Source organism: Halomonas sp. KG2, from assembly GCA_030440445.1.
Taxonomy (GTDB): Bacteria; Pseudomonadota; Gammaproteobacteria; order Pseudomonadales; family Halomonadaceae; genus Vreelandella.
In genome coordinates this window covers 2,452,884-2,470,103 of record CP098528.1, presented here as the reverse complement: position 1 = coordinate 2,470,103, position 17,220 = coordinate 2,452,884, and the positions used below count along the sequence as shown (strand labels likewise).

17 protein-coding genes are annotated in these 17,220 nt (G+C 53.0%); 14 read left to right on the top strand and 3 right to left on the bottom strand.

The window, feature by feature from the left end; translation table 11 throughout:
- Nucleotides 1-2: 2 nt before the first annotated feature.
- The 10 genes from NDQ72_11585 (at nt 3) to NDQ72_11540 (ending at nt 7,861) form a co-directional block, all read left to right on the top strand.
- Complete coding sequence (locus NDQ72_11585) at nt 3-590, top strand: O-methyltransferase (protein ID WKD26715.1); 588 nt, start codon at nt 3-5, stop codon at nt 588-590.
- 82 nt (nt 591-672) lie between these two features.
- Nucleotides 673-1,077, top strand: a complete 405-nt coding sequence (locus NDQ72_11580) for a DUF1801 domain-containing protein (GenBank protein WKD26714.1) — start codon at nt 673-675, stop codon at nt 1,075-1,077.
- 92 nt (nt 1,078-1,169) lie between these two features.
- Entirely contained in the window at nt 1,170-2,384 is a 1,215-nt protein-coding gene (locus NDQ72_11575) for a winged helix DNA-binding domain-containing protein (protein ID WKD26713.1), read from the top strand.
- 22 nt (nt 2,385-2,406) lie between these two features.
- On the top strand, nt 2,407-2,826 hold the full coding sequence (locus NDQ72_11570) for a DUF2784 domain-containing protein (protein WKD26712.1): 420 nt from the start codon (nt 2,407-2,409) through the stop codon (nt 2,824-2,826).
- A gap of 140 nt (nt 2,827-2,966) precedes the next feature.
- Nucleotides 2,967-3,173: a ParD-like family protein gene (locus tag NDQ72_11565; GenBank protein ID WKD26711.1), complete on the top strand. Its 207-nt coding sequence runs from the start codon at nt 2,967-2,969 to the stop codon at nt 3,171-3,173.
- Nucleotides 3,166-3,957, top strand: coding sequence for a type I methionyl aminopeptidase (gene map / locus NDQ72_11560; GenBank protein WKD26710.1), 792 nt, complete (start codon nt 3,166-3,168; stop codon nt 3,955-3,957). The genes NDQ72_11565 and map overlap by 8 nt, the downstream gene beginning before the upstream one ends.
- Before the next feature lie 156 nt (nt 3,958-4,113).
- Entirely contained in the window at nt 4,114-4,557 is a 444-nt protein-coding gene (locus NDQ72_11555; protein ID WKD26709.1) for a VOC family protein, read from the top strand.
- 162 nt (nt 4,558-4,719) lie between these two features.
- Nucleotides 4,720-5,313 carry a LemA family protein gene (locus NDQ72_11550; GenBank protein WKD26708.1) on the top strand — a complete coding sequence of 198 codons (594 nt, stop codon included), beginning with the start codon at nt 4,720-4,722 and terminating at the stop codon, nt 5,311-5,313.
- Nucleotides 5,314-5,338: 25 nt separating this feature from the next.
- Nucleotides 5,339-7,294, top strand: a complete 1,956-nt coding sequence (locus tag NDQ72_11545; GenBank protein WKD26707.1) for a M48 family metallopeptidase — start codon at nt 5,339-5,341, stop codon at nt 7,292-7,294.
- Nucleotides 7,295-7,444: 150 nt separating this feature from the next.
- Nucleotides 7,445-7,861 (top strand): VOC family protein, encoded by a 417-nt coding sequence (locus NDQ72_11540; protein ID WKD26706.1) that lies wholly within the window; start codon nt 7,445-7,447, stop codon nt 7,859-7,861.
- A 196-nt stretch (nt 7,862-8,057) separates the two neighbouring features.
- On the opposite strand, the gene NDQ72_11535 is transcribed toward NDQ72_11540, so the two are convergent.
- Nucleotides 8,058-8,759, bottom strand: coding sequence for an NAD(P)H-dependent oxidoreductase (locus NDQ72_11535; protein WKD26705.1), 702 nt, complete (start codon nt 8,757-8,759; stop codon nt 8,058-8,060).
- A gap of 122 nt (nt 8,760-8,881) precedes the next feature.
- Here NDQ72_11535 and NDQ72_11530 point away from each other — a divergent pair, with 122 nt between their 5' ends.
- The gene (locus tag NDQ72_11530) at nt 8,882-9,787 is read left to right on the top strand and encodes a LysR substrate-binding domain-containing protein (protein WKD26704.1); all 906 of its coding nucleotides are present in this window, start codon (nt 8,882-8,884) and stop codon (nt 9,785-9,787) included.
- Between the two features lie 113 nt (nt 9,788-9,900).
- Here the strand turns inward: NDQ72_11530 and NDQ72_11525 are convergent, their stop codons facing one another.
- On the bottom strand, nt 9,901-11,817 hold the full coding sequence (locus tag NDQ72_11525; protein ID WKD26703.1) for a DNA topoisomerase III: 1,917 nt from the start codon (nt 11,815-11,817) through the stop codon (nt 9,901-9,903).
- 192 nt (nt 11,818-12,009) lie between these two features.
- Between NDQ72_11525 and NDQ72_11520 the strand changes: the two genes are divergently transcribed.
- Both NDQ72_11520 and NDQ72_11515 read left to right on the top strand, forming a co-directional pair.
- Nucleotides 12,010-13,257 carry an AarF/ABC1/UbiB kinase family protein gene (locus NDQ72_11520; protein WKD26702.1) on the top strand — a complete coding sequence of 416 codons (1,248 nt, stop codon included), beginning with the start codon at nt 12,010-12,012 and terminating at the stop codon, nt 13,255-13,257.
- 82 nt (nt 13,258-13,339) lie between these two features.
- Nucleotides 13,340-15,160, top strand: coding sequence for an SEC-C domain-containing protein (locus NDQ72_11515; protein WKD26701.1), 1,821 nt, complete (start codon nt 13,340-13,342; stop codon nt 15,158-15,160).
- A gap of 2 nt (nt 15,161-15,162) precedes the next feature.
- On the opposite strand, the gene NDQ72_11510 is transcribed toward NDQ72_11515, so the two are convergent.
- Nucleotides 15,163-16,533 (bottom strand): MFS transporter, encoded by a 1,371-nt coding sequence (locus tag NDQ72_11510; GenBank protein ID WKD26700.1) that lies wholly within the window; start codon nt 16,531-16,533, stop codon nt 15,163-15,165.
- A gap of 118 nt (nt 16,534-16,651) precedes the next feature.
- Here NDQ72_11510 and NDQ72_11505 point away from each other — a divergent pair, with 118 nt between their 5' ends.
- Complete coding sequence (locus NDQ72_11505; GenBank protein WKD26699.1) at nt 16,652-17,170, top strand: peptidylprolyl isomerase; 519 nt, start codon at nt 16,652-16,654, stop codon at nt 17,168-17,170.
- Nucleotides 17,171-17,220: the final 50 nt, after the last annotated feature.

Below are 17,220 nucleotides of genomic sequence, written 5' to 3'. Positions count from 1 at the left end.
GTGTGGTCGAATCATTACGCGAGTTGCTAACTGAGTTAGAGCAATTTGGCCAGGAAAACGATGCTGCCATTGCTGATCGTCTGCGTCGTATGTTGAATATCACTCGTGATACGGGGGAGTTTCTTTCAGTACTTACCCAAGCCACGGACGCAAAAAGAGTGCTGGAGATTGGTACCTCTAATGGCTATTCCACCTTGTGGTTTGCCCAGGCAGCTCAAAAGATTGGTGGGCACGTCACGACAGTAGAACTTGCCGAATACAAGTTCGATCTGGCAGCCAAGAATTTTGAGCGCTCGGGTCTTTCTAACTACATTACATCGCTGCAATGTGAAGCTGGCAAGTTGCTGGAAAGCGTGGAGGATTCTTCGTTCGATCTGCTCTTTCTTGACTCTAATCGTTCTGAGTATGTGCCGTGGTGGCCGCATATTAAGCGGGTCTTGAGAGGTGGTGGGCTTCTGGTGGTGGATAATGCCACTTCCCATGCTGATGAAATGGCGGCTTTTATAGAACTGGTGTCGGCAGACCCAGATTTCGCCACGTGCACTGTGCCAGTCGGCAATGGTCAATTTATGGCAACGCGGGCCGCATGATATTTGAACCATTGAGCATAGCCAATTGAGTTAATAAATAAACGTTTATACTAAATGTCGTTAATTTCTTGGAAAGATCATCATGAGTCCAGCTGTTCAGGCTAAGTTTGAAACCTATCCGATAAGCGCTCGGCGACAGCTTGAGCGTGTGCGGCAACTTATTCTGACAAGAGCGGCTGAAGATGCGTTGGGCGAAGTTGAAGAAGTGCTCAAATGGGGAGAGGCGAGTTACCTTGTCAAAGGAGGCACGACCATTCGCATCGATTGGAAAGCGAAAGACCCAGATGCGATTAAGGTATTTTTTCACTGCCAAACGCGTTTGATTGAAACGTTCAAAGAGAGATATCCCAGTGAATTTGAGTATGAAGGCAAGCGCGCTATTGTGATCCCTTTGGGCATGAATATTGAGCAATCCCCATTAGGGCATTGCATCGAGTTGGCACTGAAGTATCACAGGCTTAAGCATTTGCCTCTTCTCGGTGTGTAGCTGTTGAGTAGAACGCATTAAATACATTTAGTACGGTCGTCAGGCGCTTGTCTTTCGCGCAGTTTATGGCGAGCGTTGAGGCAAGTACGACGATGATTGAAATTGAACGTCCGCAAGCGCTGGCGCGCCTACGTCGCGTTGCCCTGGCTGCGCAAGGATTGCTGCAAGTTCAGCCGTTCGGGCGCGGTTTGGCTGGAACCCGTTCCGCAATTAATCACCTGGGTTATGTTCAGATCGACACCATATCCGTGGTCGAGCGAGCCCATCACCATGTGGTTCACTCGCGAGTGCCTGGGTTCAAACCAGATATGATTCATCAGTTGTTGATCAATAGAGACATCTTTGAATATTGGGCCCATGCGGCTGCTTTTTTACCCATCGACGATTTTCGCTTTTCGTTACCCTACAAACACACCATCAAAAGTGGCCAAACGCACTGGTTCAGAAACCCTGACAAAAAGCTAATGAGTGAGCTATTGGCTCGCATAGAATCAGATGGCCCGCTGCGCTCTCGAGACCTGGAAAACACGACGACGAAACGCTCAGGCTGGTGGGACTGGAAACCTGCCAAAAAGGCGCTGGAACAGCTGTATATGCAGGGCGACCTTATGGTCAGCGACCGCGAAGGTTTTCAAAAAACCTACGATCTAACCGAGCGGGTACTTCCATCTCATATCAATACGCAAATGCCCAGCGTGGCAGCGTTTGCGACGCACATGGTCGACCAGCAATTACGCTGTCATGGGTTTGCATCACTCAAAGGTTTTACCTATCTACGGCGTAGCTCTGAGCTGCGCAATGCAGTGAAAAATCTGGTAAACGAACGGTTGGCGCAGGGAACGTTAGAAAGCGTAAAAGTAAGCAGTGGTGAGGTTTTTATAGTGGAAGCAGGGGCGCTTGAACGCCCGTTGCCTAGATTGAAAAATCGGCTGCTGATTCTTTCCCCGTTCGATAATAGTGTTATTCAGCGCGAACGGCTTAAGGCGCTTTTTCAATATGATTATCAATTGGAATGTTATGTGCCTGAAGCCAAACGTCAGTATGGCTATTTTTGCCTGCCGCTACTTTATCGCGACGCCTTTATTGGGCGTATGGATTGTAAAGCCCATCGAAAAAGCCGTCATTTAGAGATCAGGTTCTTACATTTCGAACCACATACGTTTGATGAGGGGCTCGTCGTAACGGATTTTGTGGATGCCATCACCCAGTTTTGTCATTTCCAGCAGTGTGATACTGTGTCGTTGACTAATGTCCACCCCGACCATCTAACCCAGCATTTGCGCAGTGCGCTTCAAGCCCTGGGGTAAGGTGAGGATCACGTAGATTACTATGTCTCAACAAACGCTACTATTACGCTTGGCAGATTTGATTTTAATTCTCCACGTTTTGTTTGTGGCCTTTGTTGTTGTCGGCCTGCTAGCCATCTACGCAGGGTATTTTCTGCGATGGCAGTGGGTGCGGCATCGAACATTCCGGGTCATTCATTTATGTGCCATTGGTTATGTGGTCGTGCAGGCGTGGTTTGGGATCGTTTGCCCATTAACCACGTGGGAAATGGCGCTACGGGCCAAGGCTGGGGCGGGCACTTATACGGGCTCTTTTATTCAATACTGGTTGCAGAGCCTGCTCTATTTCACTATGCCTGAATGGGTATTTATCTTGGTTTATACCCTGTTTGGTTGCTTGGTGCTGGCTAGCTGGTTTGTCGTGCGGCCAAATCACACTTCCGTTAGTTTTTTCAGATCCTGATATCTTCGAACTCGGCTAACCAAGCGCTATGCATTGGTGTGGCCTGCTGCGCTAATGGCCGGGAAGCTTGTCGCTCAATGTTTGATAATATATGATTCGTATATGTTTCATATTCGTTTTGTATGTTTTGAGAGGGCGCTATGGGGATCGTGAAAATTAATGATCAGCTACACGAAGACGTGCGCAAGGCTAGTTCGGTGATGGTGCGTTCCATCAATGCCCAGGCTGAATATTGGATAAAAGTAGGGATGCTCGCGGAGGCCAATCCGAGTATGACCTTCTCTGAAATTATGCGTGACCAAATGCAGCAAGCCGATGTCGATTTAAGGAAGGTGATTGGTGGCTAAGGTAACGCTGAAAAGTGCAGAGGAACTGCGCGTAATGCGCGAGGCTGGGCGGCTACTCGCATCAGTTTTCAGTTATCTCGATAAACAAATAGTGCCCGGTATCTCCACGATGGATATTAACCATTGGGCCGAGCGCTATATCGTTGACCATTTACAGGCTCGCCCTGCCAGCAAGGGCCAGTATGGCTATCAGTATGTGTTGAACGCGTCAGTCAACCATGTAGTTTGTCATGGCATTCCATCTGAAACGCAAAAACTTAAGTCTGGCGATATCGTTAATGTCGATATTACCTTAGAGAAGGGCGGATTTATCGCAGATTCAAGCAAGATGTACCTTCTTGGAGATGTAAAGCCCTATGCCAAGCGACTGGTCGATAAAACCTACGAGTCCATGTGGCAAGGGATACAAGCGGTTAAGCCTGGCGCAACGTTAGGCGATGTAGGTTACGCGATTCAGCAATATGCTGAAAAACAGGGCTACTCTATCGTTCGTGAGTATTGTGGGCATGGAATTGGCCGAGAAATGCACGAAGAGCCCCAGGTGTTGCACTATGGGAAGAAGGGCAAAGGGCTGGTTTTACAAGAGGGCATGGTATTTACCATAGAACCGATGGTTAACCAGGGGAAAGCCAAGATAAAAACCAAGAGAGATGGTTGGACAGTGGTTACCAGTGACAAGAAGTTGTCTGCACAGTGGGAGCACACGATTGCGGTCACTTCATCCGGTTTCGAAGTGTTAACACTTCGCGATGATGAAATCATCCCTACAGCCATTAGCCAATAACTGTTCACCATTCACCACCGTATTTCATCCTCTCAAATCCCTTCTGGCGAAGCATGTCAGGTGCGTTAAGCTGAAAACCTAGGTGCTATTAGGTACGCATATCTTGGAGAAATCTCATGACAAGCTTCGCAAAGAACACTATTTGCCTTTGGTACGATGGTCGCGGAAGAGGCTGCACGCTTTTACGCTGACACCTTTCCCGATTCGTTCGTCAAGGCTGTTCATTATGCACCGGGAGACTTTCCGTCGGGTAAACAAGGGGATGTATTAACCGTCGAGTTTTCTGTGATGGGCATTCCGTGCCTTGGGCTCAACGGTGGACCTGCGATCACACACAATGAGTCGTTCTCTTTTCAAGTCTCAACGAATGATCAAGCCGAAACGGATTACTATTGGCATGCCATTGTTAGCAACGGTGGTGAAGAAAGTGCCTGTGGCTGGTGTAAGGACAAATGGGGCATATCTTGGCAGATAACACCGGCGGTACTAATGAACGCGATTGCCAATCCCGACCCTGCCACCGCGAAGCGTGCCTTTGATGCAATGATGCAAATGAGAAAAATCAACATTGCTGAGATTGAGGCGGCGCTTAAGGGGTGATGAGTTTGCAAGGTCGATCGAATGGCTGGCAGCACGTTTGTAGTGCGGCCAAACGTCCGCTTTCGTTAATACGCGTCTGACGCTCAACTGCTATTATTTTTCCGCTAGCACTTTCCGCAAATATTTTCCGCTAACTACAGCTAACGCTAAGGATGGACCCAGATGCTGACACTCATCATTGTTTTGGTAGTCGTCGCCGTGATCGCGTTTTACGTTATTGGAATCTACAACCGGCTTGTTTCGTTGAAAAATCGCTTTGAGAACGCCTTTGCCCAGATTGAGGTACAGCTTAAGCGGCGGCATGATCTAATTCCCAACTTGGTAGAGACCGCCAAAGGCTATCTGAGTCATGAGCGGGAAACGCTGCAGTCGGTCATTGAGGCTCGCAATACGGCAGTGGCCGGCCTTAAAGCAGCAGCGGCGAACCCTGGTAGCGCCAAGGCGATTGCTGACCTTGGTGGTGCTGAAGGTGCGCTAACTCAAGCGATGGGACGGCTCAATGTCGTCATGGAAGCTTACCCAGACCTAAAAGCGTCGCAAAATATGATGCAGTTGTCAGAAGAGCTCACCAGCACGGAAAACAAGGTGGCTTTTGCGCGTCAGTCATTTAACGATGCGGTAATGCACTACAACACTTATCGGCAGAGCTTCCCCCCAGTGGCAGTGGCTGGCATGTTTGGGCATGGCCAGGATGCCTCATTGCTAGAATTTGAAGATAGCGCCCAGATCCAGGTGGCACCCAAAGTGTCGTTCTAAGCTACTGCGCAGGAGCCAGGATTAGATGGATTTTTTCACTGCTCAGGAACACGCTCGGCGCAAAACCTGGCATCTGGTTGTCTTGCTGGCACTAGCAGTGCTGGCGCTGATTGCCGTGACGACATTGGTCGTTGCCATTGCCTTGCAGTTGATGCGCGGCGCAGAGCAAACCAGCCTTTCGGCGCAGGGAGTGTGGTCCGCGTTTTCATTCCAGCTAGTGGCTGGTGTGGCTGCCGGGGTGCTGGCTGTTGTGGTGCTGGGTGGTCTATTCAAACAACGTCAACTAAGCGGTGGTGGCAGGGCGGTGGCCGAAGCGCTGGGTGGGCGTGAGATTAATCTAACGACCCGCGACCCCGATGAACGCCGCATTCTCAATGTCGTTGAAGAAATGGCCATTGCATCGGGCACGCAGGTGCCTTCCGTTTATATCGTAGAGGAAGAGGGCATCAATGCTTTCGCGGCAGGGTACCAAACCAGCGATGCGGTGATCGGTATTACCCGTGGCACCATCCGCAACCTGACACGGGAAGAGTTACAGGGGGTGATCGCGCATGAGTTTAGTCATATTTTGTACGGCGATATGCGACTAAACATACGCTTGGTTAGTATCCTCCACGGTATTCTGCTGATAGGGCTATTGGGCGGTACTTTGCTACGTAGCATGCGTTATCGGCGTGCTGGGAACAGTAAACGTAACAACTCAGCGGTGGTAATTTTAGGGTTGGGAGCGGCGCTAATGGTGGTCGGCTATGCCGGCACCTTTTTTGGCAATCTGATTAAGTCTGCGGTTAGCCGTCAGCGCGAATATCTGGCGGATGCTTCCGCCGTACAGTTCACTCGTAACCCCTATGGCATTGGTAATGCGCTGGTCAAAATTAGCGCGCATAGCCAAGGCTCTTACCTGAAAGCGCCACAGACAGCCGAATTCAGCCACCTGTTTTTCGGCCAGGGCATCAAGCTGGGGTTTACTCGTATGATGGCGACCCACCCGCCACTAAAAGAGCGTATTCAGCGGGTAATGCCAGACTGGGATGGCCGCTTCGAGGTTCGCTGGCCCCCGCAGCAAATTGATCATGACGCTCCTGGTTCAGTAGATAATGAAGATGATAGTGAAGATGGCAGAGAAGACCGTTCTGCTGCGACGCTAAGCAGAGGGACGTTGGCTGCTGTATTAACCGCAGCTTCTGCTCAAACGGCCATTAACGCCATCGGTAAGCCCAGCCGACACCACCTGGCGCAAGCCAGGGCAACGCTAAATGCGCTGCCAGAACGAATCAAAGCCGCAGCCCATGAACCCTATACCGCCCGTGCGTTAATTTATGCACTACTGCTAAGCGATGAACCGTCAGTTCGTGAGCAGCAGTTAGAGGCATTACAACAAATTGCCTTGCCAGATGTTTATCGAGCGCTGATGGATATTGGCCCTGAGGTATTGAGGCTGGATATCGAGTTACGTCTACCGCTGATTGAGCTGGCACTACCAGCCTTAAAGTTGCTTTCCGTTGATCAGGCTCAGCACTTTCGCCTCTGTATGGAGCGGTTGATCAACGTAGATGGCCACGTCAGCTTGTTTGAATGGGCGCTGTATCAGCTGCTGTTGAACAATCTGGGCGAAAAGTACAGCGGGCTCTCTCATCTGAAACTTGGTGATTTACAGCGAGAGTGCCAGCGCCTACTCAGTGTGCTGGCAGCAGCTGGTCAGGATAACCCTGAAGAGATTAGCGCAGCGCTTAACGCAGCGGAAAGCGAGCTGCCGTTTGCCTTATCTGCCCCAGACGAAGTAAATGATATGCGGGCATTAAGCTTGGCTGTGGAGCGTTTACGGCGCTTAAAGCCGTTGCAAAAGCCCGTTCTTCTGCAAGCCATGGCGCGCTGCATTGAGCATAGCGGGCATATTCGCCCAGCCGAAGCTGAGTTGTTTCGGGTAATAGCAGATATTCTCGACTGCCCGATGCCGCCACTGTTATCAAATGAGACATAGACTGCTATCAGATAAGACATGGTTAGCCCCGTGGGATATCCGAGTATGCCTAGGATATTGCAATGTTGTGCAGGTATTACTAAGAGCGTGGGTTATTAAACCCTGAATTCAGTAGCAGAGTGTGTGCTTAAAACCGAAACGGAGGCCAATATGAAGTCTATAACAACGTCGCTGATGTTTGTGGGTGCTCAAGCCGGTAAAGCAGAAGAGGCCATTAAGCTGTATACATCTGTGTTTGCCAACTCGAAGATTATTGATATCCAGCATCATGAAACCAGAGAGCATGAACCCGCCGGGACGGTTAAGGTTGCGTGGTTCACAATCAATGAAACCACCTTCATGGCAATGGATAGCCATTTTGACCATCAGTTTAGTTTTACCCCGTCTATTTCCTTGTACGTTGAGTGCGAGTCAGAACGTGAAATAGAAGAAGCATTTCGAACCTTGGCAGAAGGCGGGACTGATTTGATGCCGTTGGCTAATTATGGTTTTAGCGAGAAGTTTGGTTGGCTGAACGATAAGTATGGTGTTTCTTGGCAGCTTAACCTTTCGAACCAGCATGGGTAGGCGATGTGGTCGCAAGGTTGGTATGACTCGGCTGCTAATAAAGAGATTCGCCCCATGCGCACCCATCATACTGAAGGTGATGTGCTTTTAGTTCAGGGCGTACCAGAAGGGCATAAAGGTGCGGATATCTTGGGTTAGCGATCTCCGCACCAAACAATACCGACATGTTAAGGGGGGCGGGATTAAGCTCCTCTACTTAGGCTGGTTCGGGAATGGGAGCGTCCCGGAAGGCCACCTGCAATTCCTCAACCAGAGCTTCGACCTTGCCTAACGCCTCATTCACCGAGTCTGCCAGCAGTTCGCCACCAACCTCCTGGCCTTCGATAGCGATGTAGTGGACACGGGTAATGCCAATAAAGCCAAGCGCTGTGGCTAGATTTGGTTCCAAATGATTCATATGAGCCATCTTACCGCCTGGGTCAAAGCCTATTCCACCCCTGGCAGTGAGAACGACAGCATGCCTTTTTCGGTCTGCGAGCTTGGGGATGTAGGGTTCGATCCGGTTAGTTTCATCGATATCGACGGTTCGACCGGGCCGCACGACTTGGTCAATCCACGCTTTCAGGGCAGCAGGCATACCGAAGTTGTAGAGCGGCGTTCCAATCACCACAATATCAGCGGCAATTAATTCATCAATCAGTTGATCGCTCTCTGTCAGTGTCTCCTCCATCCAGCTTTCTCGACGCTCTGCGGGGGTGAAGGCAGACGCAATCCAATCATGGCTAATAATAGATGGCGGGTTTTGGCCTATGTCGCGATAGGTGAGCGTGTCTTGCGGTCGGCCAAATTGCCACTGACTGACAAACTGATAGGTCAAATGGCGGCTATGAGAGCCGTGATTATCTTTTCCAGCAATACCGAGCCGGGCGCTAGCGTCTATGTGCAGTATATGTGCCATGGTAATAGCCTCCTAATCTGAGATGAACTCATCTATGATTAACAACGGGCTCAGCTTAGTCTGGCCATGTCAGCCTAAACAAACGATCTTTTCTTGCCGCTATAGATGAGGAAAACTCATTCATGAGCCATCGCCGATTACCCTCTCTTTCGTCGCTTCGCGCTTTTGAAGCGGCTGCCCGCCATGAAAGCGCCAAACAGGCCGCACAAGAGCTGTCGGTCACCGCTACCGCCATTAGTCATCAGGTTCGGGGGCTTGAAGAGGCGCTGGGTGTCCCTCTCTTTCTGCGTAAGCCGCGTCAGTTGGAGCTGACCGCTCAGGGCCGTGAGCTGCAGCAAGTGTTGGAAACAGCATTTGATAGCATCAGCAGTGTTGTCGAGCGATTAAGCGCGGTACCTGTTCGCCAAACCATTACGCTGTCTACAACGCCTGCTATTGCAGTGCGCTGGTTACTACCTTGGGTATGTATGCTGCGCGACGCCCATCCCGATATTGATCTGCGTATCCACGCGACACATGAGCCGGTTGCTCTGGACGGGGTGACGGCGGACCTTGCCGTTCGTTATGGCGATGGCCGTTGGCCTGGGTTGGTAGCAGAGAAACTCTTGGATAACACCTTTATCCCAGCGTGTAGTCCCTACCTAGGCTTGAACGATATAGCGCAGCTACCTGGGCACTCGCTTATCCATTTCCGCAACCCAGGGGCGGTGTCTTCGCCACTGGATTGGAGCGTTTGGCAGAAATTGGCAAAAGTTCCTGGGCTGGATGTGAGTGCCGGGTTGGTATTTTCTGATGAAACCCACGTTATTTCGGCCGCCGTTGGTGCGCAGGGTGTGGCGCTGATGAGCCGCCAGTTGATTCAGGATGAGTTGGAGGAGGGGCGCTTGGTGCAACCCTTCGGCCCGGAATTTGAAGGCAAGCCGTTCTTTCTGGTCTACCCAGAAAGCCGACGGCATGATCCGACGGTTCTGGCTATTCGCGATTGGGTGTTGGCAGTGCCGGGTGGGCTGTGTACGTTATCGCGCTGAGATAATGGAATAATTTTTATACCGTTATCTTGCCTGTAATAACTACAAATAACGCTAAGCTGCCTGCTCGCTGTTCAACACAAGTTAAGCGCTGCGCATTGATTAAATGCTCATCAGCTCATCTTCTTCCTGGCCCCGGTACTTTTCCTTTTCGAATAACTTTTTCTTGGCTTGGCTGAGCGTTTTGCCGGGCCTCCGGCTTCACCTTGAGCGGTCTGTAGGCTGTGTCTCAGCTTGGCGGCATCGCTGTGGGTGAGCAGGCCACGTAGATCATCCAGGAGTGCTTGCTGAAACGCGCCGGGGTCATCCTGCTGTTCTGAGATCGCCCGAAGCCGCTGCTCCCACAGGGCGGTGCGTTCTGGCGTGCTTACGGCGCTGGGCAAGGCGGCAATCAGCGCACAGCCAAGCTTGGTGGCACGCAGGGCTTTTTGCTGGCGCACCAAGTAGCCACGCTGCACCAGCGTTTCAATAATACCTGCGCGGGTTGCTTCGGTGCCAAGGCCATCGGTGTCACGCAGCGTGCGGCGCACGTTGGGGTCATCCACGTAGCGGCCAATGTTCATCATCGCTTTAATCAAGCTGGCATCGGTGAACGGTTCCGGCGGGCGGGTTTCTTTCTCCTCAACGCCTGCGCCAAGCGCTTGGCAGGCTTCCCCCTGGGTAAGCGGCGGTAGCGGCGGGGTTTCGTCGCGGGTGGTGAAGAGTGGCTTCCAACCATGATCAAGAATGCTCTGGCCACGGGCACGAAACGCTTCATCAAGCAGGGTGAACTCTGCTTTCACCTCAAAGGTGCGCAGCAGCCGATAAAACTGCGCCATCACATTACGCACAATCAACCGAAATACATGGCCTTCAGTGGCGGAAAGTTGGCTAAAGTCCGCAGGCTTGCCGGTAGGCGCTAGGGCATGGTGTGCGCCTACCTGTTTGTCGTTCCAGGCTTTTGAGCGCAGGGTAAAGTCAGCACCGCCCAGCCATTGACGCAGCGTATCATCGTTCTGGCAGGCGCTGCTTAAGCTACCCTGGGCCAGCGCTAGATGCTCTTCGGGCAGGTAGCGGCAGTCGGAGCGGGGGTAGGTAATTAACTTGTGCTGTTCATACAGCCGCTGGCAAATATCCAGCACCATCTGTGCGGAGAGCCCGTGGCGACGCGCGGCGTCTACTTGTAACGCGGAAAGCGAATAGGGTAGCGGCGGCGCTTGGCGCTTTTCCTGTTGATCGAGCGTGGTCAGGGTGCCCCGTGCGCTGGGAAGTTGTGCTGCTAAGGCATCTGCGGGGGTGCGATCGATCAGCCGCCCTTGTTCATCTAAAGGCTGGTGCGCTTTGGGTGCCCACCAGGCGCGCAGCTGGCCTTGAGCCACCTGCAAATCAACCCATAGCGGGTAAAACGGGTGAGGCTTGAAATCACGAATAGCATTGTCGCGGCGCACGATCAACCCGAGTACCGGTGTTTGCACACGGCCAACGGAAAGCACGCCGTCATGTCCCGCTTGGCGGCCGGTGAGTGTCCAGGCACGGGTTAAGTTAATGCCGTAAAGCCAGTCAGCACGCGAGCGCGCCTGGGCCGCTTGAAACAGCGGCTGGTATTCGGCGTTGGAGCGCAGCTTGGCAAGCGCACGGCTCACGGCGGGTTTGTTAAGGTCACTGATCAGCAGCCTCTGAACGGGGCCGCGATACTTCATGTACTCAATCACTTCCTGCACCAGTAGCTGGCCTTCACGGTCTGGATCGCCGGCGTGCACAACGCTAGTGGCCTGCTTAATCAACTTGCGAATCACTGCCAGTTGCCCTCGCGCCTTGGGGCGCGGCATCAGTTTCCACTGCTGCGGCACAATGGGTAGCCGGTCTAGTCGCCACTGTTTATCGGCAGGGTCGTAGGCTTCGGGCGGAGCTTGTTCTAGCAAGTGGCCTAGGCACCAAGTGACGGTGGTATCGCCGCAGACCATAGCGCCATCCTGGCGTTTTGAGCTGCCGGGCAGCGCGTCGGCTATGGCCCGTGCAAGGCTGGGTTTCTCGGCGATAATCAAGCGCATACAGTGTCTTGCCCTGTCTGATAACAACAAGCTGCCATCTTAGCAGAACCCGTAGCAGGTTAGCGTCTAGCTTGTGTGTTAGGTGACTAGTGAGTTGTTTTGTAAATGGATGAATTTATTATTGTGTATAGTTTTTGTATAAAATTAACGAATTGAGTAAGCTGTCAAAAAGCAATTAATGAGGCGGTTTCCATGCGCGAGCGCGGTAGAACACGACGTTTATTGGGGCTGGGTGCCCGCACGGGCGGGGCGTTGCTGAAAACTCGTCTAGGTGGTCAAGCGGATTGGCGGGCGCTGGGTGAAGCGCTGTTTGAAGGGCTTTCGGAGCTGAAAGGTCCGGCCATGAAGCTGGCGCAAATTATGTCCCAGTGGGATGACCTGCTGCCCCCAGACCTGGCTAATGAGCTTGCTCGCTTGCAGCGTCAAGCAGAGCCAATGCCTTGGCCGCGTATCCGTGAAGCGTTGGTGCTGCAATACGGTGATATTGACCAGTACTTTAGCGATATAGAAGAGCGTCCGTTTGCCAGCGCTTCCATGGGGCAGGTGCATAAAGCGGTCACCCATGCAGGTGAAACCGTGGTGCTGAAAGTGCAGTACCCAGGGCTTGCGGATGTGTTGGAAAGCGATCTTAAGCAGGTCAAACGGATCATGAGCTTGGGTCGCTGGTTTAAAGTGCCTCAAGCGCGTTTGGATGCGCTGTTTGAAGAGTTGGCGGCGGGGCTGCGTGAAGAGTTGGATTATCACGCCGAAGCACGGGCGCTGGCTCGCTATCGCGAGCGGTATCAGGATAACCCTCAGTTGGTCATCCCCGAGCCACTGTTTGAGTTATCTGGCCAGCATGTCCTGGCTATGCGCTTTGTAGACGGTACACCGCTACGGGATTTAGAAAGCACCGATGATGGCACTTGTCAAAAAGTGGCCGTGGCGTTGGCTGATTGGATTACCGAGGAGCTGTTTACCTACGGTGAGTTGCATGCCGACCCACACGCCGGTAACTTCGCGGCGGATGCTGAAGGTCGCCTGATCATCTACGATTTTGGTGCAGTAATTCCTGTGCCCGAAGCGCGTCTAAAAGCCATGATGCAGCTATTAGATGCCACCCTGGCGCAAGATCCGATGGCAATGGATGATGCGTTAATGAAAATGGGCGGCCGCCAGGGGCAGGGCGCGCCGCTGGCGCTTTATCGAGAGTCCGCTGAGTGCGTATCACCACTATTCTGCCCTGGTGAGCAGGACTTCAGCGATGTGCGGGTACACCGCCGCCTGCGCGAGCTAACGCCAAAAGTGTGGGCTGCCATGGATCGCTTGCAACCGCCTGCGGATACTTTGCTGCTCTCCCGGGCGCTGAATGGGCACTATTGGAACTTAGTACGTCTTAAGGCACGTCTCGATATGCATACCCGTACTGAGCCGCTGCTAGCCTGGGCGCGTAGTCGCTAACTAATTGCCGCTGCGGGAGCGCCGCCTGTCATGCTAGACTATTGCGCTTTTCAATCGCGTTTTGAAGACAGTGGAGACGGCAATGCTGGCGGTATGGGTCGATCAACTGCTGGGATTTGCCTCTGGGGCACTCTCGGCAATTAGGAAGCAGGAACACTACCCCGATTTTATGACCTGGGTACGTGACGAAGGCGCAGATTCGTTTAATGGCGATGTGGCAACTGCCCAGGCGCTTGCGCCTATTTTATGGTCGCAAACGCCGCTAGAGCGGCTTGATTTTGCGAACGAACCGTTGGCCACCCCAGGGCGCAACGAACCTTGCTGGTGTGATTCAGGGCGTAAATTCAAACAGTGCTGCTACCGCGTTGACTTCCCTACGGATATTCCTGAGCAGATGATGTGGATGCTTTCCCTGCGTGAGTGGAAAGGCGCTACGCTGAAAGCGGCGCTGGAAAGCCAGCAAGCACCTGCCCAGGCGTTATTAGAAGCCGGATTAATTGCTGCTGAAAGCGGTCAAACCGGTCGTTCAATGCAGATTCTTGAGTCGCTGTTCGACGGCAGTGATTGGTCGCGACTGCCGGAGCAGGCCGAGCCTGCGTTTGAAATTCTGTTAGATATCTATCAAGAGCGCGGCTTTACCCGCAAGCGTGCTGACCTGCTTGATGACGTTATGGAGCGCGGCCCGCTGTTTTTGCGCGGCGTGGCGCTTGAGCGGTTGTGCCTCATGCACCTGGATAACGACGACTTAGACAGCGCCCGCGCTGCGTTCGTGAAAGCCCAGCAGGCGCTACCGGATTCACCGACGCTAGCCTACATTGAAGCCATGTTGCTGCTGCATGAAGGTCATGAGGAAGAGGCCAAAGAGCGAGCTAACTTCTGGTACCGCCGTTTGGTTCGCCAGGGCGACTTGGATGAAGAGCAGCTCGAATTCCTGGCAGCGCTGGCTGAAAATCCTGGTGCCACCTTGGCCGACCAGTTATTGAGCGCCGAAGAAGATATGGCGACGCCGCTGGTATCGCTACAGGCGCTGTTGGCGGCACTCCCTATCGCACCGAAGCTTACCATTGAGCAAGATGCCGATTCCGGTAGGTTGCACTACACCACTACTGCTCGTGAAGAAACCCTGTTTGCGGCTTGGCACGAACAGTTTCAGGTCATGGTCGATGAAGAGGTCGCTTTGGGCTTTCGCGATGACCCCTGGGGCAACGCGATAGAGTGGATGTCTGAGCTATGTGCCCACCCTGAATGGTTGGATGCGCCCCAGGTGGTGCAAGATTTAACGTTAGCACTGACCAGCCGCTTTGGTAGCCTGCCGTGGATGGCACCGAGCCTGCTGGAGCCGCTAGCGCTGCGCCTTTCTCGCTGGCTCGAACAGGCCCGTGCAGCCGGTGACGGCAGCCTGTGTTGGGATGATGCCGATAACGCCATGCTACTGCGCACCGGCCTTGCGCTGGTGGTGGGTATGGAGCGCGGAGCGCGCCAGCACTCCCGAGAGTTGGCTGAAGAACTGCTAGCCATAGACCAGGAAGATAGCCTTGGCTTAAGAGAGTTGGTACTTGACCAATTGCTGCGTGATGACCGCAATGAAGAAGCGCTAGCGCTCACTGATGAGCCCCAAAAAGATGATGGTTCTTTAGAGTTGGGGCTATTAATGGGCCGTACGCTGGCGCTGTATCGATTGGAAAAGCACGATGCCGCGGAAGCTGCATTGGCGGATGTGATCGCCCATAATCGCCATGCGATTGAGCTGTTATGTGCCGAGAACCCGCGTCCTTCAATGCCTCACGCGGATGGGCAAGTTGATCCTGGCTCCCGTGCGGAAGCGTGGCAGTATCGTACCTTGATGCGTGACCAGTGGCGCACCACGCCAGGCGCGCTGGCGTGGTTGGCGGACCACCGATAGCTTTATTTTGCTTCTGCAATCACTGGGGTAGGCACCAGCTGCTTATCTCGGCTGATCCAGATAGCTAGCAGAATGGCGGGTAAACCGAGCAGGGTGGCCACTACGAAGAAGGTGGCGTATCCCTGAGCCGTGACGACTAGCCCGCCGAAACCGCTCAGAAACTTCCCTGGTAACGTCATCAGCGACGAAAACAGTGCGTATTGAGTGGCGGTATAAGCCCTCGACGTTAAACTGGAAAGAAACGCAATAAAGACGGCGCTGGCTAAGCCATTGGCAAGATTATCGCCAATAATGGTGACGACCAGCATGGGGAGTTGGTTGCCTATCAACGCTAACGCGGCAAACAGCAGGTTAGTCACCATGACAAAGCCTGCGCCAATGATCAGCAGTGGCCCAATACCGTAGCGAGCAACCAGCAAGCCGCCAAGAATGCCTCCCGTAATACTCATGGCAATACCAAAAATATTGGTCACGTTGGCGATAGTGGCCAGCGAAAAGCCTAAATCGATGTAGAGCGGATTTGCCATAGAGGCCATGGCAAGGTCGCTAATCCGGAACACCGCGATAAACACTAAAATGCCCAACGCCTTCACCCCATAGCGGCGGAAGAAGTCGGTGAAAGGGCACACAATGGCACCAATCACCCAAGCACCTAGACGTCGTAAAACTTTCGGTTGGCCACGGCTGGCACGAATGAAGGCGCGTACCTTGGGTTCGTGAATGAGCTGAACCGTCAGCGATGCACGCTTTGGTTCTGGGCGAATGAGTACGGTGAGCACGCCAATGCCCACAAGCGCTGCCATGCAGAGGTACGCTGCGCTCCAGGAAATCGCTGATGCTACATACAGCGCTCCTGCACCTGCCGCTAACAGCCCCCCGCGGTAACCGATAATGTAAGTAGAGGCCATCGCTGCTTGTACATCGTCATCGGCGGATTCGATGCGATACGCGTCAATAGCAATATCCTGGGTGGCCGAGCCAAAGGCGACCAGCAGTGCAAAGGCGGCTACCCAGCCTAGGTTGCCTACTGGACTGACTCCCGCTAAGCCAATCAACCCTGCCGCAATCATCCCCTGGGCAAGCAGCATCCAGCCACGCCGCTGGCCAAACGTGCGGGTCAAGATCGGTAGGGCAAGTCGGTCAACGATAGGCGCCCAAAAAAACTTGATTGAGTAGAGCATGCCAATCCAAGCGAAGAAGCCAATGGCGGCCACTTCAACGCCGTCACTGCGTAGCCATGCAGACAGAGTCGAGAACACCAGCAAAAAAGGTAAGCCTGCTGAAAAGCCTAGAAACAACATGGTGATAACAGGTGCACGACAGTAAATACCTAGCGCATCCAACCAGCTGCGCTGGGGAGTAGGGGTGGGCATATTGGTTAACACTCCAGGAAAGAAAACGTCTGCATCGAGGCCCGCTAAAAACCGCTCAGTGGTAGACTAGGCCTGATATCCATGACAAAGCCGATAGCTTACCGGAGAGGAGTTTTCAATGTCGATTACAGCCCATCAAGTAGTTACTTTACACTACGTGTTAAGCGATGTGCTTAGCGATGGCAGTACCCGCGTGCTAGATGACTCCAACGCACGTGATAAGCCCTTAGAGTACCTTCATGGACACGATAATATTTTGCCCGGTTTAGAGAGTGCCCTGGAAGATAAAGCCGCTGGAGATGTGCTGCGTGTCACGCTTGCGCCTGCTGATGCCTACGGCATCCGTAATGAAGACTTGGTGCAACAGGTGAGTCGTGCCTCATTTGGCAGCGCAGCGCTTGAACCCGGTAGCCGTTTCCAAACAGAAGGTGAAGCAGGCCCGCAAATTGTCACAGTGATGAGTATTGATGGGGACATGGTAACGGTCGATACAAATCATCCGCTGGCAGGCCATACGCTTCGCTATCAAGTCAACGTGCTGGATGTGCGCGAAGCAACCCGTGCAGAGCTGGCGAAAGGCCACCCTCTACCGCCGGGAACCGAACACAGCAAAGTAGAAGACCGAAAAGTGCTTTAGCGGTTAGTTTTGAGCGCTAAAAAATGACCCATATCAAGTTCCTGATGGGC